The 25,419-nt window shown below is 73.6% G+C and carries 27 protein-coding genes; 9 read left to right on the forward strand and 18 right to left on the reverse strand.

Annotated elements, in window-relative coordinates:
* Nucleotides 1-5: 5 nt before the first annotated feature.
* A complete protein-coding gene (locus AB0B76_RS17755; RefSeq protein WP_360375850.1) occupies nucleotides 6-587 on the reverse strand; it encodes a hypothetical protein in 582 nt (193 codons plus the stop codon).
* 96 nt (nucleotides 588-683) lie between these two features.
* Between AB0B76_RS17755 and AB0B76_RS17760 the strand changes: the two genes are divergently transcribed.
* Genes AB0B76_RS17760 through AB0B76_RS17775 form a run of 4 tightly spaced genes read left to right on the forward strand, consistent with a single transcriptional unit; the run spans nucleotide 684 to nucleotide 4,129 of the window.
* Entirely contained in the window at nucleotides 684-1,349 is a 666-nt protein-coding gene (locus AB0B76_RS17760) for a response regulator transcription factor (RefSeq protein ID WP_360375852.1), read from the forward strand.
* Entirely contained in the window at nucleotides 1,346-2,722 is a 1,377-nt protein-coding gene (locus AB0B76_RS17765) for a HAMP domain-containing sensor histidine kinase (RefSeq protein WP_360375854.1), read from the forward strand. The genes AB0B76_RS17760 and AB0B76_RS17765 overlap by 4 nt, the downstream gene beginning before the upstream one ends.
* A gap of 54 nt (nucleotides 2,723-2,776) precedes the next feature.
* Complete coding sequence (locus AB0B76_RS17770; protein ID WP_360375856.1) at nucleotides 2,777-3,349, forward strand: TIGR03086 family metal-binding protein; 573 nt, start codon at nucleotides 2,777-2,779, stop codon at nucleotides 3,347-3,349.
* Between the two features lie 54 nt (nucleotides 3,350-3,403).
* Complete coding sequence (locus tag AB0B76_RS17775) at nucleotides 3,404-4,129, forward strand: hypothetical protein (RefSeq protein ID WP_360375858.1); 726 nt, start codon at nucleotides 3,404-3,406, stop codon at nucleotides 4,127-4,129.
* A gap of 135 nt (nucleotides 4,130-4,264) precedes the next feature.
* Here AB0B76_RS17775 and AB0B76_RS17780 read toward each other — a convergent pair whose 3' ends face one another.
* Both AB0B76_RS17780 and AB0B76_RS17785 read right to left on the reverse strand, forming a co-directional pair.
* A complete protein-coding gene (locus AB0B76_RS17780) occupies nucleotides 4,265-4,933 on the reverse strand; it encodes a uridylate kinase (protein ID WP_360375860.1) in 669 nt (222 codons plus the stop codon).
* Nucleotides 4,930-5,658, reverse strand: coding sequence for a TetR/AcrR family transcriptional regulator (locus AB0B76_RS17785; RefSeq protein WP_360375862.1), 729 nt, complete (start codon nucleotides 5,656-5,658; stop codon nucleotides 4,930-4,932). The genes AB0B76_RS17780 and AB0B76_RS17785 overlap by 4 nt, the downstream gene beginning before the upstream one ends.
* Before the next feature lie 30 nt (nucleotides 5,659-5,688).
* Between AB0B76_RS17785 and AB0B76_RS17790 the strand changes: the two genes are divergently transcribed.
* Nucleotides 5,689-6,918, forward strand: coding sequence for an NAD(P)/FAD-dependent oxidoreductase (locus tag AB0B76_RS17790; RefSeq protein WP_360375864.1), 1,230 nt, complete (start codon nucleotides 5,689-5,691; stop codon nucleotides 6,916-6,918).
* An 8-nt stretch (nucleotides 6,919-6,926) separates the two neighbouring features.
* Here the strand turns inward: AB0B76_RS17790 and AB0B76_RS17795 are convergent, their stop codons facing one another.
* The 7 genes from AB0B76_RS17795 to AB0B76_RS17825 are packed head-to-tail and all read right to left on the reverse strand — an operon-like array spanning nucleotide 6,927 to nucleotide 13,627.
* Nucleotides 6,927-7,844, reverse strand: a complete 918-nt coding sequence (locus tag AB0B76_RS17795) for a TAXI family TRAP transporter solute-binding subunit (RefSeq protein ID WP_360375866.1) — start codon at nucleotides 7,842-7,844, stop codon at nucleotides 6,927-6,929.
* Entirely contained in the window at nucleotides 7,841-8,452 is a 612-nt protein-coding gene (locus tag AB0B76_RS17800) for an HAD family phosphatase (RefSeq protein ID WP_360375868.1), read from the reverse strand. The genes AB0B76_RS17795 and AB0B76_RS17800 overlap by 4 nt, the downstream gene beginning before the upstream one ends.
* 13 nt (nucleotides 8,453-8,465) lie before the next feature.
* Nucleotides 8,466-9,539 (reverse strand): glutamate--cysteine ligase, encoded by a 1,074-nt coding sequence (locus AB0B76_RS17805; protein WP_360375870.1) that lies wholly within the window; start codon nucleotides 9,537-9,539, stop codon nucleotides 8,466-8,468.
* Nucleotides 9,533-10,519 (reverse strand): aldo/keto reductase, encoded by a 987-nt coding sequence (locus tag AB0B76_RS17810; protein WP_360375872.1) that lies wholly within the window; start codon nucleotides 10,517-10,519, stop codon nucleotides 9,533-9,535. The genes AB0B76_RS17805 and AB0B76_RS17810 overlap by 7 nt, the downstream gene beginning before the upstream one ends.
* A 39-nt stretch (nucleotides 10,520-10,558) precedes the next feature.
* Nucleotides 10,559-12,337, reverse strand: a complete 1,779-nt coding sequence (locus AB0B76_RS17815) for a 5'-nucleotidase C-terminal domain-containing protein (protein WP_360375874.1) — start codon at nucleotides 12,335-12,337, stop codon at nucleotides 10,559-10,561.
* A gap of 24 nt (nucleotides 12,338-12,361) precedes the next feature.
* The gene (locus AB0B76_RS17820; RefSeq protein ID WP_360375876.1) at nucleotides 12,362-12,982 is read right to left on the reverse strand and encodes a TetR/AcrR family transcriptional regulator; all 621 of its coding nucleotides are present in this window, start codon (nucleotides 12,980-12,982) and stop codon (nucleotides 12,362-12,364) included.
* A 21-nt stretch (nucleotides 12,983-13,003) separates the two neighbouring features.
* Nucleotides 13,004-13,627 (reverse strand): TetR/AcrR family transcriptional regulator, encoded by a 624-nt coding sequence (locus tag AB0B76_RS17825; protein WP_360375878.1) that lies wholly within the window; start codon nucleotides 13,625-13,627, stop codon nucleotides 13,004-13,006.
* Nucleotides 13,628-13,672: 45 nt separating this feature from the next.
* On the opposite strand from AB0B76_RS17825, the gene AB0B76_RS17830 reads away from it, so the two are divergent.
* The 3 genes from AB0B76_RS17830 to AB0B76_RS17840 are packed head-to-tail and all read left to right on the forward strand — an operon-like array spanning nucleotide 13,673 to nucleotide 17,260.
* Nucleotides 13,673-14,824: an acyl-CoA dehydrogenase family protein gene (locus AB0B76_RS17830; RefSeq protein ID WP_360375880.1), complete on the forward strand. Its 1,152-nt coding sequence runs from the start codon at nucleotides 13,673-13,675 to the stop codon at nucleotides 14,822-14,824.
* A 13-nt stretch (nucleotides 14,825-14,837) separates the two neighbouring features.
* On the forward strand, nucleotides 14,838-16,187 hold the full coding sequence (locus AB0B76_RS17835) for an aldehyde dehydrogenase family protein (protein ID WP_360375882.1): 1,350 nt from the start codon (nucleotides 14,838-14,840) through the stop codon (nucleotides 16,185-16,187).
* On the forward strand, nucleotides 16,184-17,260 hold the full coding sequence (locus AB0B76_RS17840) for a Zn-dependent alcohol dehydrogenase (RefSeq protein WP_360375884.1): 1,077 nt from the start codon (nucleotides 16,184-16,186) through the stop codon (nucleotides 17,258-17,260). The genes AB0B76_RS17835 and AB0B76_RS17840 overlap by 4 nt, the downstream gene beginning before the upstream one ends.
* Here AB0B76_RS17840 and AB0B76_RS17845 read toward each other — a convergent pair.
* The 7 genes from AB0B76_RS17845 to AB0B76_RS17875 all read right to left on the reverse strand — a co-directional run bounded on the left by AB0B76_RS17845 (nucleotide 17,211) and on the right by AB0B76_RS17875 (nucleotide 23,784).
* Complete coding sequence (locus AB0B76_RS17845) at nucleotides 17,211-18,026, reverse strand: alpha/beta fold hydrolase (RefSeq protein ID WP_360375886.1); 816 nt, start codon at nucleotides 18,024-18,026, stop codon at nucleotides 17,211-17,213. The genes AB0B76_RS17840 and AB0B76_RS17845 overlap by 50 nt on opposite strands.
* Nucleotides 18,023-19,471: an NAD(P)/FAD-dependent oxidoreductase gene (locus AB0B76_RS17850; protein ID WP_360375888.1), complete on the reverse strand. Its 1,449-nt coding sequence runs from the start codon at nucleotides 19,469-19,471 to the stop codon at nucleotides 18,023-18,025. The genes AB0B76_RS17845 and AB0B76_RS17850 overlap by 4 nt, the downstream gene beginning before the upstream one ends.
* Before the next feature lie 100 nt (nucleotides 19,472-19,571).
* The gene (locus tag AB0B76_RS17855) at nucleotides 19,572-20,579 is read right to left on the reverse strand and encodes a hypothetical protein (protein WP_360375890.1); all 1,008 of its coding nucleotides are present in this window, start codon (nucleotides 20,577-20,579) and stop codon (nucleotides 19,572-19,574) included.
* A gap of 11 nt (nucleotides 20,580-20,590) precedes the next feature.
* On the reverse strand, nucleotides 20,591-21,349 hold the full coding sequence (locus AB0B76_RS17860) for a hypothetical protein (protein ID WP_360375892.1): 759 nt from the start codon (nucleotides 21,347-21,349) through the stop codon (nucleotides 20,591-20,593).
* Nucleotides 21,350-21,411: 62 nt separating this feature from the next.
* Complete coding sequence (locus AB0B76_RS17865) at nucleotides 21,412-22,014, reverse strand: hypothetical protein (protein WP_360375894.1); 603 nt, start codon at nucleotides 22,012-22,014, stop codon at nucleotides 21,412-21,414.
* Nucleotides 22,015-22,023: 9 nt separating this feature from the next.
* Nucleotides 22,024-22,476, reverse strand: a complete 453-nt coding sequence (locus tag AB0B76_RS17870) for a hypothetical protein (RefSeq protein ID WP_360375896.1) — start codon at nucleotides 22,474-22,476, stop codon at nucleotides 22,024-22,026.
* 198 nt (nucleotides 22,477-22,674) lie between these two features.
* The gene (locus tag AB0B76_RS17875) at nucleotides 22,675-23,784 is read right to left on the reverse strand and encodes a damage-control phosphatase ARMT1 family protein (protein ID WP_360375898.1); all 1,110 of its coding nucleotides are present in this window, start codon (nucleotides 23,782-23,784) and stop codon (nucleotides 22,675-22,677) included.
* A gap of 29 nt (nucleotides 23,785-23,813) precedes the next feature.
* Between AB0B76_RS17875 and AB0B76_RS17880 the strand changes: the two genes are divergently transcribed.
* Nucleotides 23,814-24,134, forward strand: a complete 321-nt coding sequence (locus tag AB0B76_RS17880; protein ID WP_360375900.1) for a YkvA family protein — start codon at nucleotides 23,814-23,816, stop codon at nucleotides 24,132-24,134.
* Here AB0B76_RS17880 and AB0B76_RS17885 read toward each other — a convergent pair.
* On the reverse strand, nucleotides 24,073-25,272 hold the full coding sequence (locus AB0B76_RS17885) for an MFS transporter (RefSeq protein WP_360375902.1): 1,200 nt from the start codon (nucleotides 25,270-25,272) through the stop codon (nucleotides 24,073-24,075). The genes AB0B76_RS17880 and AB0B76_RS17885 overlap by 62 nt on opposite strands.
* Nucleotides 25,273-25,419: the final 147 nt, after the last annotated feature.

The raw sequence follows: 25,419 nt of genomic DNA on the forward strand, positions 1-25,419 counted from the left end.
CCGGGTCAGGCGGCGGTCATCGCCAGCAGGAGCTGGCCGCCCGGGCGGGTCGACATGCGCACCGGCAGGGCCATCATGCGGCCCGCGCGGACCAGTACCGTCGCGGTGTCCAGGTCGGCCACGCGCAGGCCCGGGGAGCCGCTGCGCGCCGGGCCCGAGACCATGAGCACGCTGCGCCAGGCGGCCTCGGCCAGGCGGCGCGAGTGGCGCACCTGGCGGGTCGAGCGCGGCTCGGCGGGTGCGGCGCACAGGTCGGCGTACCCCTGCGCCCACGCGCGGTCGAGGAACGTGCCGGCCCCCGGGTCGGCGAACACGCGGAAGATCTCGTAGCGGTGCCGGTTACCGGCCGTGTAGCGGTGGACACTCGCCGTGCGGCCCGCGGCGGTCAGCAGCTCCGCGAGGCGCTCGGCCGCCGCCCCGCGGTTGAACTCGGCCAGCACTCCGTCGAGAGATCGTGCCCGGGTGCCCCCCAGCGCCCGGGCACGGCCTCCTCCTCCACACACCCCCGTACATCGCACCAGCACGGCCGCCTCGAACGCGGCGACGGTCGAGGCTCGGTAACGCTCGCCGCTCGACACGATGTCCACGGGAACACCGTGGCAACCGGCGACCCGCCGCGGGAGAGGCCGCCGCTGTTCCTTGACGAACTCTTGAAGGTGAGGCTCCCGTACCATGGGCGCACGATGCGGGTGATGCTGGTGGAAGACGACGCACGGGTGGCGGCCGCCCTGGCCACCGCCCTGCGCCGGCGCGGGCACGAGGTGGTGCACTGCCCGACCGCGCAGTCCGCCCTGGACACGTTCGCGGGCGAGCCCTTCGACCTGATCCTGCTCGACCTCAACCTGCCCGACGGCGACGGCATCGAGGTGTGTCGCACGCTGCGCCGCAAGGACGAGAGCGTCGCGATCATCGCGGTCACCGCGCGGGCCGAGGAGCGCGACCGGGTCATCGGGCTGCAGACCGGCGCCGACGACTACGTCGTGAAGCCGTACTCCATGGCCGAGCTCAACGCGCGCATCGAGGCGGTGCTGCGCCGGGCCGCCCGGGCCGCGCCGCCGCCGAGCGAGGTGCTCACCGCCGGGCCGGTCTCCGTCGACGTGGCCGCGCGCCGGGTGCTCGCCGACGGGCGGGACGTGGCGCTGACCCGCAAGGAGTTCGAGATCCTCGCCGTGCTGGCCCGCACGCCGGGGGTCGTGGTGTCGTACGACCGCCTGATCCTCGCCGTCTGGCAGACCAGCTTCGTCGGGCGGCACACGCTCGACGTCCACGTCGGCTCGCTGCGCGCGAAGCTCGACGTGCCCGGGCTCGTGCAGACCGTCCGTGGCGTCGGGTACCGCCTCGCGCCATGAGGGTCCGGCTCGGCACGGTGTACCTCGTCCTGCTGCTGCTCGTGCTGGCGGCGCTGGAGGTACCTCTGGCGATTTCCCTCGCCGGTCGCGACACCCAACGGCTGGTCGCCGACCGGCTCGCCGACGCGACGCGCTTCGCCACCTTGGCCGAACCCGCGCTGCGCGACACCGACACGGCGGAACTGGCGGCCGAGCTGACCCGCTACGACGACGTGTACGGCGTCGCCGCGGTCGTGGTCGACCAGGACGCCCACCAGGTCGTCGGCTCCCGCCCCGACCTGCGCCTCGCCGACGACGACGTGCTGCGCCAGGCCCGCCGCGCGCTGGAGGGGCGCGAGGCGAGCGAGGACGGCACGATCTGGCCGTGGCGCACCGACCCGCTCGTGGTCGCGGTGCCGGTCGGCCGGGGCGGCGAGGTGATCGGCGCCGTCGTGACCATCTCGCCGACCCGCAGCAACGCCAACGGCGTCGGCAGCGCCTGGGGCATCCTGGCCGGCGGCGGGCTCGTGGTGCTCTTCGCCGGCATCGTCGCGGCCTGGTCGCTGGCGCGCTGGACGCTGCGCCCGGTCGCCGAGCTCGACGCGGCCGCGCACGAGCTCGCGGCCGGCGACTACACGGTGCGCGTCCCGGCCGCCGACGGCCCGCCGGAGCTGCGCCGCCTCGGCAACGCCTTCAACGAGATGGCGGCGACCGTCGCCGACGCCCTGGAACGGCAGCGCGCGTTCGTCTCGCACGCCAGCCATCAGCTGCGCAACCCGCTGACCGCGCTGCGCCTGCGCGTCGAGGACCTCGGCGTCGACCTCACCGACCCGCAGGCGGTCGAGGGTCACCGCCTCGCGCTGGAGGAGACCGAGCGCTTCGGCGACGTGCTCGACAGCCTGCTCGCGCTGGCCCGGGCCGAGCGGGGCAAGTACGACCTCACCGACTTCGACGCGGGCGAGACCGCCTGGGCGCGCGTGCTGGCCTGGCAGCCGGTGGCCGCGAAGAAGGACATCACGCTGCGGTACGTGCGCCCGGCCCGTCCGCTGCGCGCCCGCGCCGTGCGCAACGCGATCGACCAGGCCCTGGACGCACTCATCGACAACGCGGTGAAGTTCTCCGGCCCCGGAACCACGGTGACGGTACGCCCCAGCGCCGACGACAACGGCGTGGACCTCCACGTGATCGACAACGGCCCGGGCCTGACCGAGCAGCAGCGCGAGATGGCGATGGAGCGCTTCTGGCGCGCCCCCGACGCCCAGAACGTCGACGGCAGCGGCCTGGGCCTGCCCATCGTCGCCGTGCTGGTCGACGCCTCGGGCGGCCGCTTCGACCTGCTGCCCAACGAGCCGTCGGGCCTGCACGCCCGGGTCTGGTTCCCCGCCGCCCTGTAACGCGACGTCCGATCCCCGCCGGCGTTCTTCCGGGTGTACCGGCACGCTGGGGGCATGGACGAGCCCGACCGCTACGAACGAGCGAGCGCGGGGTTCGCGGCCGCCCTGCGCGAGGTGCACCCGCAGCAGTGGACGGCTCCGACCCCCTGCGCCGAGTGGGACGTGCGCGCCCTGGTCAACCACATGACCCGCGGCAACCTGAACTACGTCGCCCTCCTCGCGGGCGCGACGGCCGCCGACTTCATCCGGCTCCGCGACGCCGACGCGCTCGGAGCCGACCCGGTCGCCGCGTACGACGCCTCGGTCCGCGACTGCGCGCACGCCTTCCGCGCGCCGGGCGCCCTGGACCGGCTGCTCGACTACCCGCTGGGCCGGGCGCGCGGGGGCCGGCTGCTTGCGGTACGGACGACAGACAGTCTTATCCACACCTGGGACCTGGCCCGCGCGGTCGGCGCCCCCGAGGCGCTCGATCCCGGGCTGGCCGCGTGGGCGGCGGCGAGCCTGGAGCAGACGTACGCGGGCCTGGCCGGCCTGGAGCGCTTCTTCGCGCCGGAGCAGCCGTCGGAGCGGCCGTCGGCCGGGGACGAACAGGACCGGCTGCTGCGCCGGCTCGGGCGGTGCCCCTAGACACAGTTCGGGCTGTCGGACATGGGCGTACTGCACTGCAGGTAGCGTGCGCGCATGCTTCGTGCCGCTCGAGTGCCGCTGGCGATCGCCGTGACCGCGACCGTCGTCGCCGAGGCCGGGATGCTGGTGACCATCGTCCTGCTCGTGCTGCCGGCGACGGGCCGCGCCCTGGCCGGCCCGGACGGCGACCCGCCGGCGGCCGCGCCCGAGCTGCCGATGGTGGACACCGGCTTCGCGGTGCCCGTGCCCGTCGCGGCGCCTCCGCCCGGGCCGCTGCGGGCCGCGCCGCCACGCTTCGCGGTCGCCGGCGCGGTGACGCTGGCCGGGTACGCCGCCGCGATGCTGCTGACCGCCGACCTCGGCGACGCCTCGATCGTGCTGCTGGTGCTCGGCGGGCCGTTCGCCATCTGTACCGCCATCGCGTGCAGCGCCGCGGTCCGGGCCCGTAGCGGCCGCCGGGGCGCGGTGATCGGGGGCCGCCTGGCCGCGGGACTCATGCTGCTGCTGCAGACGCTGCTGCTGATGCAGGTCGTCTCCGCGGCCGCCACCCCGCTCGCCGCGGAGGGCCCGCACCTGGCGCTGCCGCTCGGCGTCACGTTCGTCGCCGCCGTCACGGCCGGCATCGTGCTGACGCTGGCCGGGCGGGCGGGGCTGGGGCACCCGGCCACATCGCGGCACGTCCGGCCGCCGGCTCCCGTCTCCTGGTCCTCGTGGGCCCCGTCGGCCGCCGCGGGCCCGCCGCCGCCGGCCGCGTCCGGCAACGACTGGGTGGCCCCGTGAAGCCGGTCTACGCGGTGAGGACCCGCAACGTCTCGGTTCCGTGCTGGGGGAAGCCGCGCGCGTTGTAGCCGGTCAATCATCGCGATCGACACGAGGAGGCCGGGGGCCTCCTGCCGCGGAGGCCCGCCGTCCGGTTCAGCGGACGATGCGCGGGGCGTCGAAGTCGCGGTTGTCGATGACGATGTCCGCTCGTTCGGCGGGGCGGACCTCGGCCAGGTACAGCTCCTCGCCCGGGATGTAGTAGGTGCGGTACCGCTCGGCGGCCGCCTCCGCCGAGACCATCCACGCCTGGTCGCGCGCCGTGCCGCGGTGCAGTACGTCCGCCACCTCGATGTGGACGTACACGCGCAGGTCCCAGTGCCGGAACAGGGCCGGCTTCTGCAGGAAGCCGCCGTCCGCCACGAGGATCGCGTCGTCCGGAGCCACGTGCACGCCCGAGTCGACGGGCGTGCGGCCGCTGAAATCCATGATCTGGGTGCGGTACCGGCGGCTGCCGAGGGGGCCCAGCGGGACCAGCAGCTCATCGCGGATGGCGTCGACGTCGAACATTTCGAAGTAGTAGCTCTCCGGCGAGCCGGGTGGATATTGCGTACGCCGGTCCACGTGCCGTTTGAAGTGGTCGACCGCGACCCGGAGCACGGGCCGGGCCGTCCTCCCGCGCAGGACGGCGGCCAGCTCGTCGGCCAGGGTCGTCTTGCCCGCGGCGGAGTGGCCGTCGATGCCCACGCGTGTCGGGTGATCCGGCCGCGGCACGAGGACCCGGCGGGCCAGCTCGTCCAGCACCTGCTGCCGGGGCGTGGTCATCGCGGCGCGGGACGGCCGGTGATGCCGTCCAGGACGGTGGTCAGGTTGCGATCGAAGTCCTCCTCGGCCTCGAGGTGGGCGCCGTCGATGACGAGCCGGGCGATGGTCGGGTACCGGCCGGTCTCCAGTTGCCGCGTCAGGTAGGGGCCGAGGCTGGCCTGCCAGGCGCGCTCGTCGGTGCCGGTGGAGCGCGCGGTGCGCCGCTCGGTGATCTCCCGGCGGAGCGCGCCGATGAGGAAGGCGCTCAGGGTTCCCGCGGCCCGCTGCAGGTCGGCGATGTCCCGCACGCCCGGGGCCTGGCTGAGCGCCGCCGCCGTCGACTCGCCCACGGCGAGCGCGTTCGGGCCCAGGTGCGGCCTTCCGCCGAGCAGGTCGGCGAACCACTCGTGCTCCAGGGCGGCGACCCGGGTCAGGCGGGCGATGGCCACGACCGCGGCCCGCCAGTCGGCCGGCCGGTCGGCCTCGGCGATCCGGGCGTAGACCGCGTCGACCATCAAATCAAGCAGTTCGGACCGGTTCACCACGTAGTCGTAGAGCCGCATCGGACCGACGCCGAGCTCCTTGGCGATCTTGCGAACCGACAGCCCGTCGAGGCCGTGCTCATCGGCCACCCGGATCGCCGTGGCGGCGATCTTCGCGCGGCTCAACGGAACCGGCGCCGACCGAGTCCGGGGCTCGGGCCGCTCCCAGACGGGCTCCGCCGCGCTAAGGTACGGTGTAGTCACACGATACAGTGTACGCTAAGGAGGTTGACGATGCGCGTAGCGATCGCCGGTGGCGGCCTCGGCGGGCTGACCCTGGCTCGAATCCTGCACCGGCAAAACATCGATGCGGTGGTGTACGAGCGCGAGCCCGACCGATCCGCCCGATCACAGGGCGGATCGCTCGACCTGCACCCGGAGTCCGGGCAGCACGCCCTGGCGGAGGCGGGCCTCACCGCCCGGTTCCGATCCGCCGCGCGGCCCGAGGGCGAGGAGTTGCGCATCCTCGACCCGGCCGGCCGGACCCTCCTGCACCACGAGCCGGAGCCCGGCTCGTTCTCCGGACGACCCGAGATCGACCGGAACGCCCTGCGCGACCTTCTGCTCGATTCGCTCCCCGGCGACACGGTCGCGTGGGGGCACCGCCTCACCACGGCGACACCGGCAGCCGGCGGCGGCTTCCGGCTGGAGTTCGACGGCGGTGACCGATCGGACTGCGAGATCCTCGTCGGCGCGGACGGCGCACGGTCGATGGTCCGGTCGCTGCTGACCGACGCGAAACCGACCTACGTGGCCACCTTGGCCGAGCTGGGCATCGCCGACGTCGACCGGCGCCACCCGCACCTGGCCGAGCTGGTCGGCCCCGGAAACCTGTGGTGCCTCGGCGTGAACCAGCTCCTGGCCGCACAGCGCAGCGGCGACGGCAGCCTGCGCGTCGTCGCGTCCCTGCGCGCGGACGACCACCACGTCGGCAGCAAGCGTGCCCTGCTGGACCTGTTCGACGACTGGAATCCGAGGCTCACCGCACTCATCGAGGCCGGCGACGGCGAGGCGACCCCGCGCCGGATCGAGACCCTGCCGATCGGCACACGCTGGACCGGCCGCCCGGGCGTCACCCTGATCGGCGACGCCGCGCACCTCATGCCGCCGGTGGGTGAGGGCGCCAACCAGGCGATGCTGGACGCCGCGGTACTCGCCCGCGAACTGGCCGCCCACCCCACCGACCCGCACGCCGCGATCCGCGCGTACGAGGAGGAGATGTTCACCAGGATCGGCCCGATCGCCGAAATGTCCGCCCGGGTCCAGGCGATGATGCTGTCCCCGACCGCCGCGGAAGACCTCATCCGCTTCTTCACGGCCCACCCCGCCGAGAACGATGGGCCGCGCCGTGACGGCGCGGCCCACCCGGACGGATCAACGGGTCAAGCGGATGCCGGCGCCGGCGCGGATCTTGAGGGGGTTTGGGTGGAGCGAAGCTCCCCCAACGCGAGCGCAGCGAGCTGAAGGTACTGCTAGGCCTTCTGGGCGCGGTAGTAACGGATCGCGCCGGGGTGCAGGGGCAGTGGCGGAGTGGAAATAGCCGAGCGGATGTTCAGGCGTGCGGCCGCCTGGTGGGCCTTCGCGAGCTCGTCGCGCCCCTCGAACAGCAGGCGCGTCACGCCGTACGCCAGAGGCTCGTTCATCGACATGCGCACCACGAGGTAGTTGGCGATGCCTATGGCCACCGTCGCCGTGATGCCCGTGTACGTCGAGGCCGGTACGACCCGCTCCGCGTAGTAGTCGCCGTACTGCGCCCGCAGCGCCTTCACCGGCTCCGACAGGTCCAGCAGGCGGATCGGGAAGTCGCGGGCCAGGTCGGCGATCGCGGCCACCGGCAGGCCCCCGGAGAAGAAGAACGCGTCGATGCCGCCCGCGCGCAGCGCCGCCACCGAGTCGTCCAGGCCGAGACGCTTCCCCTCGATGGCGATGTCGGAGATCGACAGCACCCGGAGGGCGGTGATGGCGGTGCCGGAGCCCTCGCCGCCGATCGACACGCGGCGCTGGCGCAGGTCGTGCAGGCCCTTCACCGGGCCGCTGGCCGCGACGACCACGTGGATGTGGTCGTCGTACAGGCGGCCCAGGGCGGCCAACTGGTCCGGGTGGCTCTGGTCGTTCTCGGCGGCGATGTCGGCCTGGGTGAACGCCACGTCGGCGGTGCCGTCGAGGATGCTCTGCACGTTGAACTGGGACGCGGCCGTGGTCAGGACGCTGGCGTGGACGTTGGGCAGGTAGCGCTTGCACAGCTCGGCGATCGCGGAGCCGTAGCGGTAGTACACGGCGCCGGGGCTGCCCGTGGCGATGCGCAGGTTGCCGGTGGCCTCCGCGCCGTCCGACTCGCACGCGCTCAAAGGCAAGGCCGCGGCGAACGCGAGCAGCGTGCGGCGTCTCACCGGGTCAGGCCCAGCAGGGGGCGCAGAGCGTCGATGGTCTGCGTCGCGCCCCGGTGGTGCAGCGTGGTCATGCCCAGCGCCCGGGCGGGCTTCAGGTTGCCCGGCAGGTCGTCGACGTACACGCACTCGTCCGGCCGCAGCCCGACCGCCTCCGCGCCCAGGGCGTAGATCTCCGGCGCCGGCTTGCGCAGCCCGACCTCGCCGGAGATCACCACGCCGTCGAAGAGCTCGGCGAGCAGATTGCGGTCGTACCGGTCGATCCCCCACGAGTTCGAGATGAGCCCGGTGCGGATGCCGCCCGCGCGGGCGGCCCGGACGAAGTCGAGCATCGCCCGGTCGTCGCCGGCGTCGCCCATGAGCCGCGTGACGAGCCCCTCGGCGGCGATGCCCGGGCCGAGCAGCGCGGCGAAGCCGGCCTCGAACTCGGCGTCGGGCAGGGTGCCGTCCTCCAGGCCGGCGAGCAGCTCGCGCGCCCGGGGATCGGCGCGGAAGAGCTCGCGAACGGTTCCGGGCGCGAGCCCCTCCCGCGCGCAGAACGCGTCGAACGACGCGAACACGTCGGTGGTGAGCACGCCGCCCCAGTCGACCAGCAGACCCCTGTGCGTCATGCCCCGAGGGTAGTCACCCCTTCGCGGTTTCGGCGGCGAGGGCGAGCACCACCTCGCGGTGCGACTCCGCCCGGCGCTGCCGGTAGGCCGAGGTGCCGCGCGAGCGCAGGGCGGCCAGGAGCTCCAGGGCGGTGTCCCACTCGTCGCGGGCCTCCAGCGCGGGGCGCACGCGCTGGAGCAGGGCGTCGATGCGTACCCCGGCCGGCACCGCGCTGCGGGTCGACGGGTCGACGAGGTGGCCGCTGAGGCCGGAGCGGGCGGCCCGCCAGGTGGCCGCGCGCAGGAGCACCTGCGGCGTCTCGGGCAGGGCCCGGCCGGAGTCGTCCTCCTCGGCGGCGACGGTGAGCAGGCCCCGGGCGAGCGCGGCCAGCAGCACCACGTCGTCGATGTCGGGGCAGGAGTCGGCGACGCGCACCTCGACCGTGGGGTACCGCGCGGACGGCCGGGCGTCGAAGTACACCATCCCGGCGTCGCTTATCACCCCGCTCTCCACCAGCGTGGCGACGACCTTGTCGTACTGCGCGGCCGAGTCCAGGTCCGGCGGCGGCCCGACGGTCGGCCAGCGGGAGGTGACGATCGTGCGGTAGGAGGCGTACCCGGTGTCCTGGCCGGCGAAGTACGGCGAGGACACGCTCAGGGCGAGCAGCGTCGGCAGCCACTCCCGGATCCGCCGGGTGAGCCGCACCGCCTGGTCCCGGTCCGGCACCCCGACCTGCACCTGACACGCGGCGACCTGCTGCTCGTCGACGAGCTGGCGGTACTCCTGGGCCATGCGCTCGTACCGCTCGTTGGGGTACACCCGGCTGGGCGTGCTCCCGGAGCCCGGCACGGAGCCGGCGGCGACGATCGCCAGGCCGTGGCGGCCGGACGCCTCCACGAGCGACCGGCGCTTCTCCACCAGGTCGGCCCGCAGCGCGGTCAGGTCGGTGTGCACGGCGCTGGCGGTCTCGACCATCGAGCGGTGCAGCTCCGGCTCGGCGTCGACGCCGCGCAGCACCCGGCGCGCGGCCGGCTCTAGCATGCCGGTCTCGCCGTTGACGACGTGGAACTCCTCCTCGACGCCGATCGTGTCGCCGACGGCTACCACCGGTCGTGCACCGACCCCCGCACGAGCTCGTCGTAGACCACGGTGACCGCCTCGTGCGTCTCCGGCGGCAGCGGCGGCCGGGACGCGGCCTCGGCGTTGCCGCGGGCCTGCTGGGCGTTGCGCGCGCCGGGGATGACGACGGAGACGGCGGGGTGGTCGATGATCCAGCGCAGCGCGACCTGGGCCATGGTGGCGTCCTCGGGCCGCAGCGCGGCGAGGCGGCGCACGGCCGCGAGCCCCGTGGCGTAGTCGACGCCGGAGAAGGTCTCGCCCTGGTCGAAGGCCTCGCCGTGGCGGTTGTACGTGCGGTGGTCGTCGGCCCCGAAGGTGGTGTGCTCGTCGTACCGGCCGGAGAGCAGCCCGCTGGCCAGCGGCACCCGGGCGATGATGCCGACGCCGGCCTTCTCGGCCGCCGGCAGCACCTCGTCGAGCGGCTTGAGCCGCAGCATGTTGAAGATGATCTGCACGCTGGCCACGTTGGGCCGGGCGATCGCGGCGAGGGCCTCGGCGGTGGTCTCGACGCTCACGCCGTACGCCTTCATCCGCCCCTCGGCGACCATCCCGTCGAGCTCGTCGAACACCTCGTCGGTGTGGTAGACCTCGGTCGGCGGGCAGTGCAGCTGCACCAGGTCGAGGGTGTCGACGCCGAGGTTCTCCCGGGAACGGTCGTTCCAGGCCCGGAAGTTGGCGAGGTTGTAGTGCCGGGGCTCCTGCGGCACCCGCCGGCCCATCTTCGTCGCCACGGTGATCCGCCGGCCGTCCGGCAACGATCGCACGAACTGGCCGACGATCCGCTCACTGCGCCCGTCGCCGTACACGTCGGCGGTGTCGATGAACGTCACGCCCGCCTCGTGCGCGGCGGACAGGGTCGCGAGCGCCGCCTCCTCGTCGACACGGCCCCAGTCGGCGCCAAGCTGCCACGCGCCGAGCCCGATGACGCTGACGGGAACGCCGGTGCGCCCCAGAATCCTCTCCTGCATGGAGAACACCCTAAGGCGCACCGGATCTCCGCGCCCGCTTTAGAACACCGGCTCGCCCTCGCGGACGAGCCGCCAGTTCGGGGTGAAGAAGTCCGCGGGGTCGATGACGCCCTTGGCCTGCGCCCAGTCGATGAGCAGCTGGCGGATCTCCTGCTGGGCGTTGTACACCTGCGTCTTGACGATCCCCGGGAAGTTTCCGCCACCGGAGCGCCGGTAATTGTTCACCGCGACGACGAACTGCTCGGCGGCCCCGACCGGCGTGTCGGTGCCGGGATGGACGAGCCGCGTGATGCGCTGCCCCACCGGCTTGGAGATGTCGATGTCGTACTCCACACCCGACAGCGTGTCGTAGTTGTAGTCCGGCACCGTGGGGTCGCTGATCGTCGCCGGGTCGACCGGAGCGCCCGGGGCCAGCGTCACGAAGTACTTCGCCGAGTACTCGAGGTAGGCCCGGACCTCGGCCCCGGTGAGCACGACGGCCTCCAGGGTGTTGTCGTAGATGTACAGGCCGGCGACGTCCTTGATCTTCACCTGCCCGGCCGGGAACAGCGCGGTGCGGGAGAACGGCGCGGCGATCGACAGCACCGGCAGCGCCGCGTACTGCCCGCCGGTCAGCGCTGTGGCCACCGTGTCGGTCTGCACCTTGTTGATGTAGTCGAGGATCGCCGTGTCCTTGTACCGCGACTCGGCCGCCGAGAGCTCCTGCGTCGAGTTGGCCACGGCCTGGTTGACGTAGGCGACGGTCTTGTTGTGCTGGGCCCGCACCGCGGCGAGCACCACCGGGTCGGCCTCGTAGGCGTTGGTGTTGATGGTCGTGGCGGCCTTGGTGGTGATCTGCCAGCGGCCCCGGTCGCGGCTGAGCGTGAAGTCCATCCGGGTCACCCGCTGGCCCCACTTCGACGGCTCCGACAGCAGCACCTGGGCGCCGGTGGCGGTGTTGGTGACGAAGCGCTGCGGGATGTCGTTGTGCGCGTGGCCGAACAGGATCGCGTCGACGCCGGCCACCTGCGCGGCGAGCAGCGCCGCGGGGTTCTCGTTGGGCAGTTCCGGGCCGTAGCTGGAGGTGCCGCTGTCGCCGCCGTGCGCGCTGATGAGCACGATGTCGGCGCCGCGGCGGCGCATCTCCGGCACGTACCGGGCGGCGGTCGCGATCATGTCGTCGAAGCGCAGCCGGCCCTCGACGTTGGCGCGGTCCCAGATGGCGACGCCGGGGTTGGTCAGGCCGAGGATGCCGACGCGCAGGTTGGGCGCGCCGTGGCCGAGGTCGACCTTCTTGATGACGTAGGGCAGGTACGCCGGCCGGCCGGTCTTCACGTTCACCGCGTTGGCGGCCAGCGCCGGGAAGCCGAGCTGGCGGATCCACAGGTCCAGCAGCGGCAGCCCGTAGTTGAACTCGTGGTTGCCCAGCGTCACCGCGTCGTAGCGGATGACGTTCATCGCCCGGGCCATCGGGTGCCGCTCGTGGGTGGTGGTGATCGGCTCCTGCTTGGCGTAGTACGTCGCCAGCGGCGTGCCCTGGATGGTGTCGCCGGCGTCGAGCACGAGGGTCGCCTGGCCGCGGCGCTGGGCCCGGATCGTGTTCACGACCGTCGCGACCTTGGCCAGGCCGACGTCGTTGTGGGCGCCGTCGTCGTACTCCGCGTCGCGGTAGTAGTCCCAGTTGTAGACGTTGCCGTGGGTGTCGGAGGTGCCCAGCAGGGTGAGATCCCAGGTCTTCGGCTCGCTCGGGTGCGCCTCGGCCGCGGAGCCCGCGACGAACGGCGCGGCCGCGGCGGCCGCGGCGGCGGCGAGGACGCCGCGCCGGGAGAGGTTTGTCATGTCAGGCCCTCCATGTAGGGGTGGTCAGTCCGCCTCGTGGGCGTCCCCCGCACCATAGCGGCCGATCAATGCCGAGATCCCGGCCAGGTACGTCTCCCGCCCGACCCGCCCGGCCAGGACCTGCTGGATGATGTATCCCTGCACGAGCCCCATGATCACCGTGGCCACGGCCTCCGGGTCGGCGTCGGGGCGCAGCTCCCCCGCGTCGCGCATCCGCACGGCCAGCGCCGTGGCGCGGGTGCGGATGCGGACGTAGATGTTCCCGACGAGCTCGGCGAACGCGGGGTCGTAGGCGGCCTCGCCCCAGACCTGCACCGCGATGCGCACCGGCCCCTCGGCGCCGAGGTTGTGGTCGACCTGGGCGAGCAGCTCGGCGAAGGCGACGGGCAGGGGCGGCGGCGGTTCCTCGGCGAGCAGCTGCTCCAGGGTCGTGAGGATGCTGCCGACCTTCTCCTCGGCGATGGCCCGGATGAGTTCGGCCTTACTGTCGAAGTACCGGTAGAAGGCCCCGACCGACAGCCCCGCCTCCTTGATGACGTCCTGCATCGACGTCTGGTGGAAGCCGTTGCGCAGGAAGCAGCGCGTGGCGGCGTCGAGGATCTGCTCACGGCGGGCGGCGAGGTGGGCTTCCGAGACGCGGGGCATAGCTAAATATAGAGCGAACGCTCATTTTTCGGAGAACTTGCGCTCCAGGCCGTCGACGAGCGCGTCCAGGCCGAGCTCGAAGGCGGAGTCGTCGACCTGGGTGTGGCGGCCCGCGAGGCGGTGGGCGTCGCGCAGGTGCGGGTAGTCGGCGGCGTACAGCGACGGGTCGTCGACGAAGCCGAGCGCGAAGGAGCCCAGCGCCGAGCCGGCCACGAAGTACCGCATGGCCGCGCCGATCCGGGTCGCCTGGGCCGGCGTCCAGCCGGCGTCGACGAGGGCGCCGTAGACGGCGTCGGCGAGGCGGAGCGAGGCCGGACGGCGGGCCGGGCCGCGGGCCAGGAACGGGACCACGTTCGGGTGCGCGCGGAAGGCGGCGCGGTAGGCGCGGGCCCACGAGCGCAGCGCGGCCGGCCACGGGTCGCGGCCGAGCATCGACAGGTCGACGCCGGCCACGATGGCGTCGCCGATCGCGTCGACGATCTCCTCCTTCGTCGCGAAGTGGTTGTACAGCGATGGCGCCTGCACGCCGAGCTCGCGGGCCAGGCGGCGGGTCGAGAGGGCGTCGAGGCCGTCCGCGTCCACGATCGCGGTGGCGACCTCGACGATGCGGTCGCGGCTCAGCAGTGGCGTTCGGGGACGGACCATGAGTACGATCCTAGAAACTAACATCGTTAGTTAAGGAATCAGGTTATGGATCTGACCCTCAGCGACGAACAACAGGCCGTCCGGCGGATGGCCGCCGAGTTCACCGACCGCGAGATCGCGCCCCACGCGGCGGCCTGGGACCGGGCCGAGCAGGTCGACCTCCAGATCGTCAAGAAGCTGGCCGGCCTCGGGATCTTCGGCATCACGATCCCCGAGCAGTACGGCGGCAGCGGCGGCGACCACCTGACGTACTGCCTGGTCCTGGAGGAGCTCGGGCGGGGCGACTCGTCGGTGCGCGGCATCGTCTCCGTCTCGCTGGGCCTGGTCGCGAAGTCCATCCACACGTACGGCACCGAGGCACAGAAGACGCAGTGGCTGCCCCGCCTGTGCGGCGGCGAGGACCTGGCCTGCTTCGCGCTGACCGAGCCCGACACCGGCTCCGACGCGGGCTCCCTCGCCACCCGCGCCACGGCGGTCGAGGGCGGCTGGCGCCTCGACGGGGCCAAGATGTTCATCACCAACGGCACCTGGGCCTCGGTCGCGCTCGTCTTCGCGCGCACCGGCGGGCCCGGGCCGAAGGGCGTCTCGGCGTTCCTGGTGCCGATGCCGTCCGACGGCCTGCAGGTCACCGAGGTCCACGGCAAGCTCGGCCTGCGCGGCCAGGCCACCGCGATGCTCAGCTTCGACGAGGTCTTCGTGTCCGCCGCGAACCTGCTCGGGGCCGAGGGCGAGGGCTTCAAGATCGCCATGGCCGCGCTGGCCAAGGGGCGCATGTCGCTCGCCGCCGGCTGCGTCGGCATCATCCAGGGCTGCCTGGACGCGGCGACCGGCTACGCGACCCAGCGCGAGCAGTTCGGCAAGAAGATCGCGGCGTTCCAGCTGGTACAGCAGCTGCTCGCCGACATCTCCGTCGAGGCCGACGCGGCGCGGCTGCTCACCTGGCGGGTCGCCGACCTCATCGACCGCGGCCGGCCGTTCGCCACCGAATCCTCGACCGCCAAGCTCTACGCCAGCGAGGCCGCGGTCCGCGCGGCCAACGCGGCGCTGCAGGTCTTCGGCGGCTACGGCTACATCGACGAGTACCCCGTGGGCAAGTACCTGCGCGACGCCCGGGTCACTACCGTGTACGAAGGCACCAGCCAGATCCAGAAGCTCATCATCGGCCGCGCTCTCACCGGCGTGAGCGCGTTTTCGTAAGGGGCGAAGCAACGTGATCGACGTCGTCAATCCCGCCACCGAACAGGTCATCGGCTCCGTCCCGACCGGCTCGCCGGACACCGTGTCGGGCGCCGTCGCGGCCGCCCGCGCCGCCCAGCCCGCCTGGGCCGCCCTCCCCCGCGCCGAGCGGGCCGCGCGCCTGCAGGCGCTGCTCGACGCGATGAGCGCGGCCGCGCCGGAGCTCGCCGAGCTGATCAGCACCGAGATGGGCGCGCCGCTGCCGATCGCCCGCAAGGTGCAGGTCGGGCTGCCGCTGGCCACCCTCGGCTCGATGATCGAGCTGCTCAGGGCGCCGGAGGAGCCCCAGCGGATCGGCAACTCCGAGGTGTACCGCGAGCCGGTCGGCGTCGTCGGCGCGATCACGCCGTGGAACTACCCGCTGCACCAGACGGTCGCCAAGGTCGCGCCCGCGCTCGCGGCCGGCAACACCGTTGTGCACAAGCCCAGCGAGGTCGCCCCGCTCTCGGCCAACCGCCTCGCCGAGCTCGTGCGGGCCGCGGGCATCCCCGACGGGGTGTACAACGTCGTCCACGGCTACGGCGACCCGACGGGCGCGGCGCTCGCCGGGCACCCGGGCATCGACCTGGTCTCGTTCACCGGCTCCACGGCCGCGGGCCGCCGGGTCGCCGCGCTCGCCGCCGCGAACGTGACCCGGGTGGCGCTGGAGCTGGGCGGGAAGTCGGCAAACGTGATCCTGCCCGACGCCGACCTCGCCGCCGCGGTGAAGGTCGGCATCGGCAACTGCTTCCTCAACTCCGGCCAGACGTGCACGGCGTGGACGCGGATGCTCGTGCCCGAGTCCCGCCACGACGAGGCCGTGGAGCTGGCGGTGGCGGCCGCGGCGAAGTACACCGTGGGCGACCCCGCCGACCCGGCGACCCGCCTGGGCCCGCTCGCCTCGGCGGCGCAGCGCGACCGGGTGCTCGGCTACATCGAGCGCGGCCGGCGCGACGGCGCGACGGTGGCGTTCGGCGGCGGCGAGGTGCCGTCCGTCGGCTACTACGTGGCCCCGGTGGTCTTCGCGGGCGTCGACCCGGATGCCGCGATCGCCCAGGAGGAGATCTTCGGGCCGGTGCTGTCGATCATTCGGTACCGCGACGAGGACGACGCCGTGCGCATCGCCAACGCCACCAGGTACGGGCTGGCCGGCGCCGTCTGGTCGGCCGACCGCGACCGGGCCGTGGCCTTCGCCCGGCGCATGCGCACCGGCCAGGTCGACATCAACGGCGGATCGTTCAACCCCCTCGCGCCCTTCGGCGGCATCGGCCACTCCGGCTACGGCCGCGAGCTGGGCGTGCACGGGTACGAGGAGTTCACGGCCGTGAAGTCGGTGCAGCTGTGACCAGGGCCGCGGTCATGCGCGCGCTCGACGGGCCGCTCGCCGTCGAGGACATCGAGCTCAACCCGACCGGGCCCGGCCAGGTGCGGGTACGGCTGGCCGCGGCCGGGGTCTGCCACTCCGACCTGTCGCTGGCCGACGGCACCCTGCGCCAGCCCTTCCCGGCCGTCCTCGGCCACGAGGGCGCCGGGGTCGTGGTCGAGACCGGCGCCGGCGTCACCGGCCTGGCACCCGGCGACCACGTGGTGCTGAACTGGTCGCCGCCGTGCCGGGCCTGCTGGTTCTGCGAGCACGGCGAGCCCTACCTGTGCGTGCACGCCGACGACGCCCGCGGCGTGCCGTTCGCGACCGCGGCCGGCGAGCCGGTCTACGCGGGCCTGGGCACGGGCGCGTTCGCGGCCGAGACGGTCGTCGGCGCGCACGCGTGCATCCCGGTGCCCGACGACATCCCGCTCGCGGAGGCCGCGCTGCTCGGCTGCGCGGTGCTCACCGGCGTCGGCGCGGTCACGAACGCGGCGCGGGTCCGGCCGGGCCAGACCGTGGTCGTCGTCGGGCTCGGCGGCGTCGGCCTGGCCGCGATCCAGGGCGCGCGGCTCGCCGGTGCCTCGGCGATCATTGCGGTGGACCCCGCCCCGGCCAAGGAGGCGCTGGCCCTGTCGCTGGGCGCCACCCACTACCTCGCCCCGCACGCCGGGCTGGCCAAGGAGATCCGGGCGCTGACCGGCGGCCTCGGGGCCGACCACGCGATCGAGTGCGTCGGGCGCGGCGAGACCATCCGGGCCGCCTGGTCGGCCACCCGCCGCGGCGGGACCGCGACCGTGGTCGGGCTCGGCTCGGCCCAGGACCCGGTGACGTTCAACGCCCTCGAGGTCGCGTTCTTCGCCCGGACCATCGTCGGCTGCATGTACGGCAGCACCGACCCGGCGGTCGACGTGCCGATCCTGCTCGAGCACTACCGGGCGGGGCGGCTCGACCTGGCCGCGCTCGTCTCCGACGAGGTGGAGCTGGCGGACGTCGGCGAGGCGTTCAGCCGGATGCGGGCCGGTCAGGGAGCACGGACGCTGGTCCGGTTCTAGCGGCGGTTGCGAGCACGACCCGGGCCACCGCGTCCGGGTCGTCGCTCATCGGCACGTGGCCGCAGCCTTTCAGTTCCTGAAAGAGCGCATTCGGCAGTACCTCCTGGGCCCGCCGGGCCTGGACGGGCAGCAGGATGCGGTCCCGCTCGCCCCAGGCCACGGTGACCGGGACCGCGCCCAGGTCGCCCGCGAACGCGTAGCGCGACCCGTGCCGGGCCACCGCCGCGAACCCCCGCCCGCCGCGCAGCGCCAGGGTGTCGGCGAGCGCGCGCTCGGGCGTGAGCACCGTCGGGTCGACGACGAGCGCGCCGAAGGAGAACCGGCGCCCGAACGCGGTGCGGTAGAACACGCGCAGCACCGGCGCCGGGGTGAACGCGCCGAAGCGGAGGCTGCGCAGCACGCGCAGGGCCCGCCGCACCTGTTCCGGAGTGGCGAAGCCGGCCGGGGACAGCGCCGTCGCCGAGCGGGCCAGGCCGGCCGCGGCCAGCTCCAGCGCGATCGCGCCGCCGAGGCTGTTGCCGGCCACGTGCGGGCGGTCGAGGCCGAGGTCGGCGAAGAACTCCGCCAGCGCCGCGACGGCGGTCGGCATGCCGAGGTTGACCGCGGGCGCGGGCGAGCGGCCGAAGCCGGGCAGGTCGAGCGCGATCACGTCGTGGTGCTCGGCAAGCGGGGCGATGACCGGCTCCCAGGCCCGCCAGTGGTGCCCGATGCCGTGGATGAGCACGAGCGGCTCGCCGGCGCCCTCGCGCACGTAGTGGATGGTCATGTCGTGATCTCCCGGTACGCGGCGGGGTCGAAGCGGCGCATGCGGCGGCGGTACGCCCACGTCGACCCGGGCCAGAGCGTCGAGTTGCGGCCGGTGGCGTCGATGTACCAGCTGCGGCAGCCGGTCGACCACACCGTGCCCGCCATCCGGCGATCGAGCCCGGCCACGAAACGCGCCTGAACCTCGGGCCGGGGCTCCAGCGCCCGGATGCCCTTGCGGTCCAGGGTCTTGAGGGCGTCGAGGACGTACGCGATCTGGGCCTCGATCATCAGCACGACCGAGTTGTGGCCGAGACCGGTGTTGGGCCCCAGCAGCAGGAAGAGGTTCGGGAAGCCGGCCACGGTGGTGCCGCGGAACGCCTGCGGGCTGCCCTGCCAGTGCTCGGCCAGGCTGCGCCCGTCGCGCCCCCGGATGCGCTCGGCGATCGGCAGGTCGGTGACCCGGAACCCGGTGCCGAAGACGATGACGTCGGCCGGGTGCTCGGTGCCGTCGCGGGTGACGACGGCGTGCGGGCGCACCTCGGCGATCGGGTCGGTGACGACCTCGACGTTGTCCCGCGCCAGGGCCGGGTAGTAGTCGTCGGACTTGAGCACCCGTTTGCAGCCCATGCGGTACCGCGGCGTGAGCTTTTCCCGAAGCCCCGGGTCGGGCACCCCGCGGCGCAGGTTCGCCCGCGCCGCCCGCTCCGCGACGCGCATGAGCGCCGGGCGCAGGAAGGCCAGCACCGTCGCCTCGGTCTGCCAGTACACGAGTGCGCGCATCAGTCGCTGGGCGCCCGGGATCCGGCGGTACACCCGGTGCTCCCAAGCCCGCAGGGGACGCTCCCGGCGGGGCATCACCCACGCCGGGGTCCGCTGGAACACGGTGAGCTTCCCGGCCTCGGGCTGGATCGCCGGCACGATCTGGATCGCCGACGCGCCGGTGCCGATCACCGCGACCCGGCGCCCGGCGAGGACGGCGTCGTGGTTCCAGCGGGCGGAGTGGAAGGCCTCGCCGCGGAACGTCTCGAGGCCTGGCAGCTTCGGGATGACCGGCTCGTTCAGCGGGCCGCCGGCGGCGATGAGCACGTCGGCGGTCCAGCCTCCCTGCGTGGTCTCGATACGCCAGCGGGCCGCGGCGGCGTCCCAGTACGCGCAGTGCACCTCGGTGCCGAAGCGGATCGCGGGGCGGACGCCGAAGCGGTCGGCGCACGCGCGCAGGTAGTCCCAGATCTCGGCCTGTGGGGAGTACGTGCTCGTCCAGCGCGGGTTCAGGGCGAATGAGAAGGAGTACACCTGGCTGGGCACGTCGCAGGCGCAGCCCGGGTAGCTGTTGTCGCGCCAGGTGCCGCCGAGCTCGCCGGCACGCTCGAACACGACGAAGTCGGTCTGGCCGCGCTGCCTGAGCCGGATGGCGGCGCCGAGCCCGCCGAAGCCGGCGCCGATGATCGCGATCCGCGTGTGCACTGGCCGCTCCCTCGGTACTAGCCGGTACCAAGGCACGTTACCATCGGGTAACGCACGACAAAAGGCCCGCCGCACCGGCGGGCCTTTCGCGTTCGGGTCGTCACATGCCGAGCAGGCGGTCCAGGTAGTCGCGGTAGCCGCGGACGGCCGCGCGCAGGCGCTCGGTGTCGTCGCCCGGCTCGTTCTGCCAGTTGGCCAGTTCGCGCCGCTGGGCCTGCAGGGAGTTGGTGATGGTGTCGAGGGCCTCCCCGACCAGCGCGTCGGCCTCGTCGGCGACCGAGCGGGGCTCGTCGATGAAGCGCAGCTGCAGCTCGCGCCACCGCTCGCGCAGGCCGTCGGCGGCGCCGTCGGCCCAGATCGCCCCGACGGCGGTCACGTCCACGGAGCCCGGCGTCGAGCCGGCCGGGGTCTCGTCCCGGTCCCGGTCCCGGTCCTCGTCGGCGTCCGCCTCGCCGGTCATCTCCTCGACCGCCACGGGCGCGGCGACCGCGGCCGGCTCGTCGTCGAGGTTGGTCTCGTCGAGGTCGTTCTCGTCGCCGGTCTCGTCGTCGTCGAGGTTCGTCGAGCCGGCGCCCAGCTCGGTGGCGTGCTCCGCCGCCCACTGCCGGTCCTCCTGTGCCTCGGCGCTGGCGATCTCGGCCTCGTCGCGCTCGTCCTCGACGGCCGCGGGGGCCTCGCCGGCCTCGGCGTCCGCCTCCGTGTCGCGGACCTCGTTCTCCCGCACCGCGTTGTCGTAGGCGGCGTCGACGTCGTCGACGTCCTCGTCGTCGGTCTCGCGGACCTCGTTCTCCCGCACCGCGTCGTCGTAGGCCGCGTCGACCTCGGCCTGGTCGACGGCGCGCGTGTCGTCGTCGCGATCCCCGTTGTCGTCGTCCCCGCGCTCGTCCTCGGCCAGGGCCTCGTCGCGGTCGACGACCTCCACGTCGTCACGGTCGGCGACGTCGGTGTCGGCCGAGCCGGAGGCGTACGTCGAGGCCGGGTAGGCCTCCTCGCCGCCGCGCTCGTCGTTCTCCTCGTAGGGCGCGTGCGCGGTACCGACGGCGTGCTCTTCCTGCTCGCCGTCGCGCTGCCCCGGCACGTAGGTGTGGTGCTGCTCCTGCTGCGTCATCGCCTTCCCCTTCACGACCGGCTGCGGGTGTCATGCGGCACGTCGCCGCCGTTGCGCTGGGCGGGCACGTCGTTCGCCACGTCGGCGGCGGGCTCGTCGTCGACCTCGTCGTCCGCGCGGTGCAGCGCGGCGTCGTGGCGGGCCTCCGGGTCGTCGAAGCCGGTGACGTGCTCGGCGTCGTGCTCGGCCGCACGGGCGGCGGGCTCCGCGTCCTCGGCCCGGTCGCTCGCGGTGGGGGTCACGTCGGTGCCGAGCAGCTCCGAGAAGAGCGTGCGGTAGTGCACGACGGCCTGGCGCAGCTGCTCCGTGGTGGCCTCACCACGGTCCGAGAGCTGCGAGATCTCGTGGGCGTCGCGGTAGTGCCCGATGGTGCGGGCGTGCTCGACCGACAGGTGGGCGAGGTGCTGCTCGTAGTCGCCGGTGGGGTACCCGCGCTCCGCGACCAGCTCGGTCACGAGCGCGTCGGCGTCACGCACGGCGCCGGCCGGGTCGTCCAGGAAGCGGGCCTGGATCTCCTCCCACTTGCTGGTGTATCGGGCCCGGGACTCCGGGGAAAGCTCCTTGAGCTCGAGCTCGGCGTGGCGCCGTTCGCGCTCACGCAGCTCACGCTCGGCGGCGAGGCGGCTGTCCCCCTCGGCTACGGCCCGGTCGTACTCGGGGCCGAACCGGTTCTGCAGGGCCCGCCGCCGGGTGACGAACCAGATGCCGTAGCCGAGCGCGGCGATCACGACCAGGACAATGATCGTGACCAATACTTGGGTGGCTGTCATGGCGGTCCTCCTTCAATGGAGGTATTCCCGCCTCGCACCCCCGCTCAAACGAAGCCGATCGTTCACGCTCCCACGAGGTGGTTGAGGAAGTCGCGGTAGCCGTGGACCGCGGCCCTGAGCTGTTCGGTGTCGTCGCGGCCGGACACCCGCCAGTTGCTGAGCTGGTCCTTGCGCGCGTTGAGTGAGGCGGTCACCCCGGCGAGGGCGTCGTCCACGAGCCGCTCGGCCTCCCCGGCCGCGGTCTGCGGGTCGTCGACGAAGCGCAGCTGCAGCTCCTGCCAGCGGTTGCGCACCTCGTACGCGTGCGCCTCGCTCGTCAGCGACGAGTTGACCGTGAAGCCGCCGCCGTACGGCACCGACGACATCGGCGCGGCCGCCTGGGGCATCGCGGCCGCCGGGGCCATCCCGCCGGCCGGCATCCCCGCCGCCGGCGCCATCCCCGCCGCCGGCGGCATCCCCGCGGCCGCCGGCATCCCGGTCGCCATGGTGCCGGCCGCCGCGGCCGTCCCGGGTGACGGCGGCCGGGGCTGGGCCACGGGCGCGGCCGGCGCGGCCACCGCCTCCTCCAGCTCCTCCTCTTCCTCCTTGCCCCCGCGCAGCAGGATCCAGCCGCCGACCGCCAGGGCCAGCACCACCAGGCCGATCGTGATCGTCGTGGAGTTCATGGGTACCCCTCACAATCCGAGGATGCGGTCGAGGAACTCGCGATAGTCGCGCAGCGAGGCGCGCAGATTCTCGGTGTCCAGCCCGCGGGCGGCCCGCTGCTGGTGCAGCTGGCCCCGGCGCGTGTCCAGCGACGCGGTCAGCGAGGCCACCGCCTCCTGCACGAGCCGCTCCGCCTCCCCCGCCACCAGGTGCGGGTCGTCGATGAACCGCAGCTGGAGCTCCTGCCACTTGGTCTTGATCCGCTGCCGGTCGGCGTCGTTCCACAGCGCCGCCAGGCTCCCCGGCGAGCCCCCGACCGGCCGGTACGCCGATCCGTTGACCGGCGCCGGACCGCTGACCGGCGCGGTGCCACCGACCGGCGCGGACCCGACCGCGGGCGCGGGCGCCGCCGAAACGCTCTCCGGCGCGGGCGGGGCGTCCACATCAGGTTGGGGCGCCAGCTCGTCGCCTTCAGGTTGCATGCGCGCGTTCCTCTCCATCGGGAGGTGGCGCGATACCCCGGTACACCCATACAAAAGCCACTCCCGGGGGTGACCCAGAGCACGCTTGCGGCCCTTCGCAAGCCGGCCGCAAGCGCCCGCCAAGTCCGTCACGGCAGAGTGCGGAGCATGACGAACTCCTGCAAGTCCTGGGCCGGCCCGACCTTCTCCTCCCCGACCTCAGCCTCGCACTTGGACAAGGGCAAAAGCGCCGCTGGTGCGCCATGAGGCGGGCAGTCCCCGCTCCGCGCCCGCGTCCAGCCCGGCGACCACGTCGGACTTCACCGTCCGCAGCGCGGCGACCGGCCCCGGAAAGTACCCGCTGACCTCCCCGAACGACGTGGTCGCGGGCCACATCCGGTCCCCGGCCAGGCGGCGGTAGTTGAGATCCCCCTTGAGGATCGTCAGCTCCGCCGCCGCGAACCGCGCCGCGAGCCCGTCCGGCGCGTCGTGGAAGGTCAGCGGCGCGCAGTAGAAGTCCTCGGTGTACAGCTGCAAGGCCCCGCTCCGCAGCGCACCGTCCAGCCGTCCGCCGATCGCACTGCCCACGGGGAAGCGCCCCAGCTCGGCCAGCACGTCGGCGGTCAGGGCGTCGGAGACGAAGTACGGCGCCGGCTTGACGTGCAGCTCGACCCGTGACGCCCGCCCGGTGCGCAGCAGGAAGTCGATGAGCACCAGGTCGGGCAGCAGCTCCCGCCCGGCGTTGTCGGCGACCACGATCACCGGCCCGCCGCGTGTCAGCGCCCACAGCCGCGCGCTGTCGTCGACGAGCGGCGTCTCGACCCGCTCCTTCTTCTCCTTGACGAGCCCGAACCCGAGGTCCGCCCGGTTGCCCCAGAGCGCCGCCCGCACCACCCCCGCGGCCTGCTCCTCCTCCGGCAGCCGCTGCAGCGCGTCGAGCTCGGCCAGCTCCCGCTCCCCCGGCAGGTCGACGGCCTTCTGCGGCCCGAACGGGTCGATCCCGCGCCAGGCCCCCGGCGCGTAGTAGCCCACCGCCTCCAGCAGCCGGCGATAGAAGAAGTTCTCGGCGAAGAGGAACGGCACGTCGTACCACGACCGCCCGAACATCCCCGCCCCCCAGACGCCCCAGGCCTCGAAATCGTGCGCCTCTTCACCCAGCGGCCGGACCAGGTCCTCTTGCAAGAGCATTCCAAGCCGCTCTTGTACCTCGGGCGCGTACGGATATGCCTCGAGCACCCGCTTGACGATCGCGGGGTGCCGGTCGCGCAGCACGGAGTGGGGGAACGAGCGCGGGTCGGTGCTCACGATGACGGGCGGCTCGACGGGCATGGGGGCAGTATCACCCGTAAACTCGAACCATGTCGGACGGTTGGTTCTACGCCCTCTTCGTGATCGGCACCCTGGTGCTTATCGCAGTCCTGGTGGTGGCCATCGTTCTGGCCGTGCGGGTGTGGAAGACCGGCAAGTACCTCCAGGCGATGGGCCTGGGCGGCAAATGGGTCATCTGGGGCGCGATCCTCTACACGATCTTCCCCATCGACCTGCTCCCCGACCCGATCTACCTCGACGACGTCGGCGTGCTGGGCGGCGCGCTGATCTACCTGAGCCGCCTGGCCGTCAAGGCGCGCCAGAACCAGAACCGCCAGCCCGTGCCGCCACCACAGGTTCAGCGCCGCTGAGCTCGGCCCGCTCCGGCGGCACCGGCCCCCACCGCCCGATCACCCACCCCCCGAGGGCGGTGGCGACGACCAGCCCGCTCCACAGTGGAGCCTCACCGGCCTGCAGCAGCCCGAGCAGCAACGCGGGCGCGAGCGCGTTGGCGACACCGGTGGAGAGCTGGAACCCGGCGAGCGCCCGCCCGACCTCACCGGACGGCGCCGCGGCGGCTACGAGGGCCGTGCCGAATCCGGCGTAGAGCAGCTCCCCGACGGTGTACACCACAGCGACCCCGGCGACCGCACCGGCGCTGCCGCTGACCCAGAACCCGGCATAGGACACGGCCAGCACTCCCCCGGCCACGGCCAGCAGCCCCCGCCGCGACCGCCCGGCGAGCCGGACCACGAGCGGAACCTGCAGGACCACGACGAGCACCGTGTTCCCGGCAAAGATGAGCCCGGCCCAGACCGCCGGCGCGTGGAGCCGCTGGGTGAGCACGACGGGCAGGACGACCTCGAGCACGGAGTAACACAGCGCGAGCGGAAGATTCCCCCAGACGAGCACCCGATGGCTCCGGCCCTTCCCCTTCCGGCGCACGCTCGTCGCGGCCGTGACGCGCATGGTGCCGACAAGCCCGGCCGCCACCGCATAGCCGACCATGGTCCCGACGGCGAGCAGCCGCAGCACCCCGGTCCCCGCCCCGACCGCCACGGTCGCGACGAGCGCCCCGACCCCGAGCCCCCCGTTGCGCAACGCCCGCCCGAACGCGAGCGCCCCGTCGGCCCGCCCGCCGGCCATGGCACTGACGAGCGCCGCATGCGCGGGCGGCCACGCCTGGTTGCCGACCCCGAGCAGCACCGCGGCCACGGCGAACGCCCCGAGCCCGCGGGCCCCGAGCAGCACCGCGACCCCGGCCACGCGCACGACGAGCGCCGCCACGACCGGCCCGACCCGCGCGCCGCGATCGATCCACCGCCCGACGGGAGGCACCACGACCAACCCGGCGAGCAGCCCGGCGGTGAGCGCGATCCCGGTGGCCGCGGCGGGAAGCGCCAGGACGCCGACGCCGTAGACCACGAGAAACGGGCGGAGGAGCCCGGCTCCGATCGCGTCGACCGCGAGAGCCGCGGCGTACCGCGCGCCAAACCCACCCCATCGCATGCGGCCAAACCTGCGCCCCACCACCCATGGCGGTCACGCCGATTGACGATCCCCGTCAACCCTTCCGGCTCACCGGTTCGTCGAGGGGCCTGAGCTGATCGGCCGCCGGAGTCGGAACCTTCCGCGCTGCGTTTCCGTGGTCACGGA

The sequence above is a fragment of the Dactylosporangium sp. NPDC049140 genome (genome assembly GCF_040648435.1).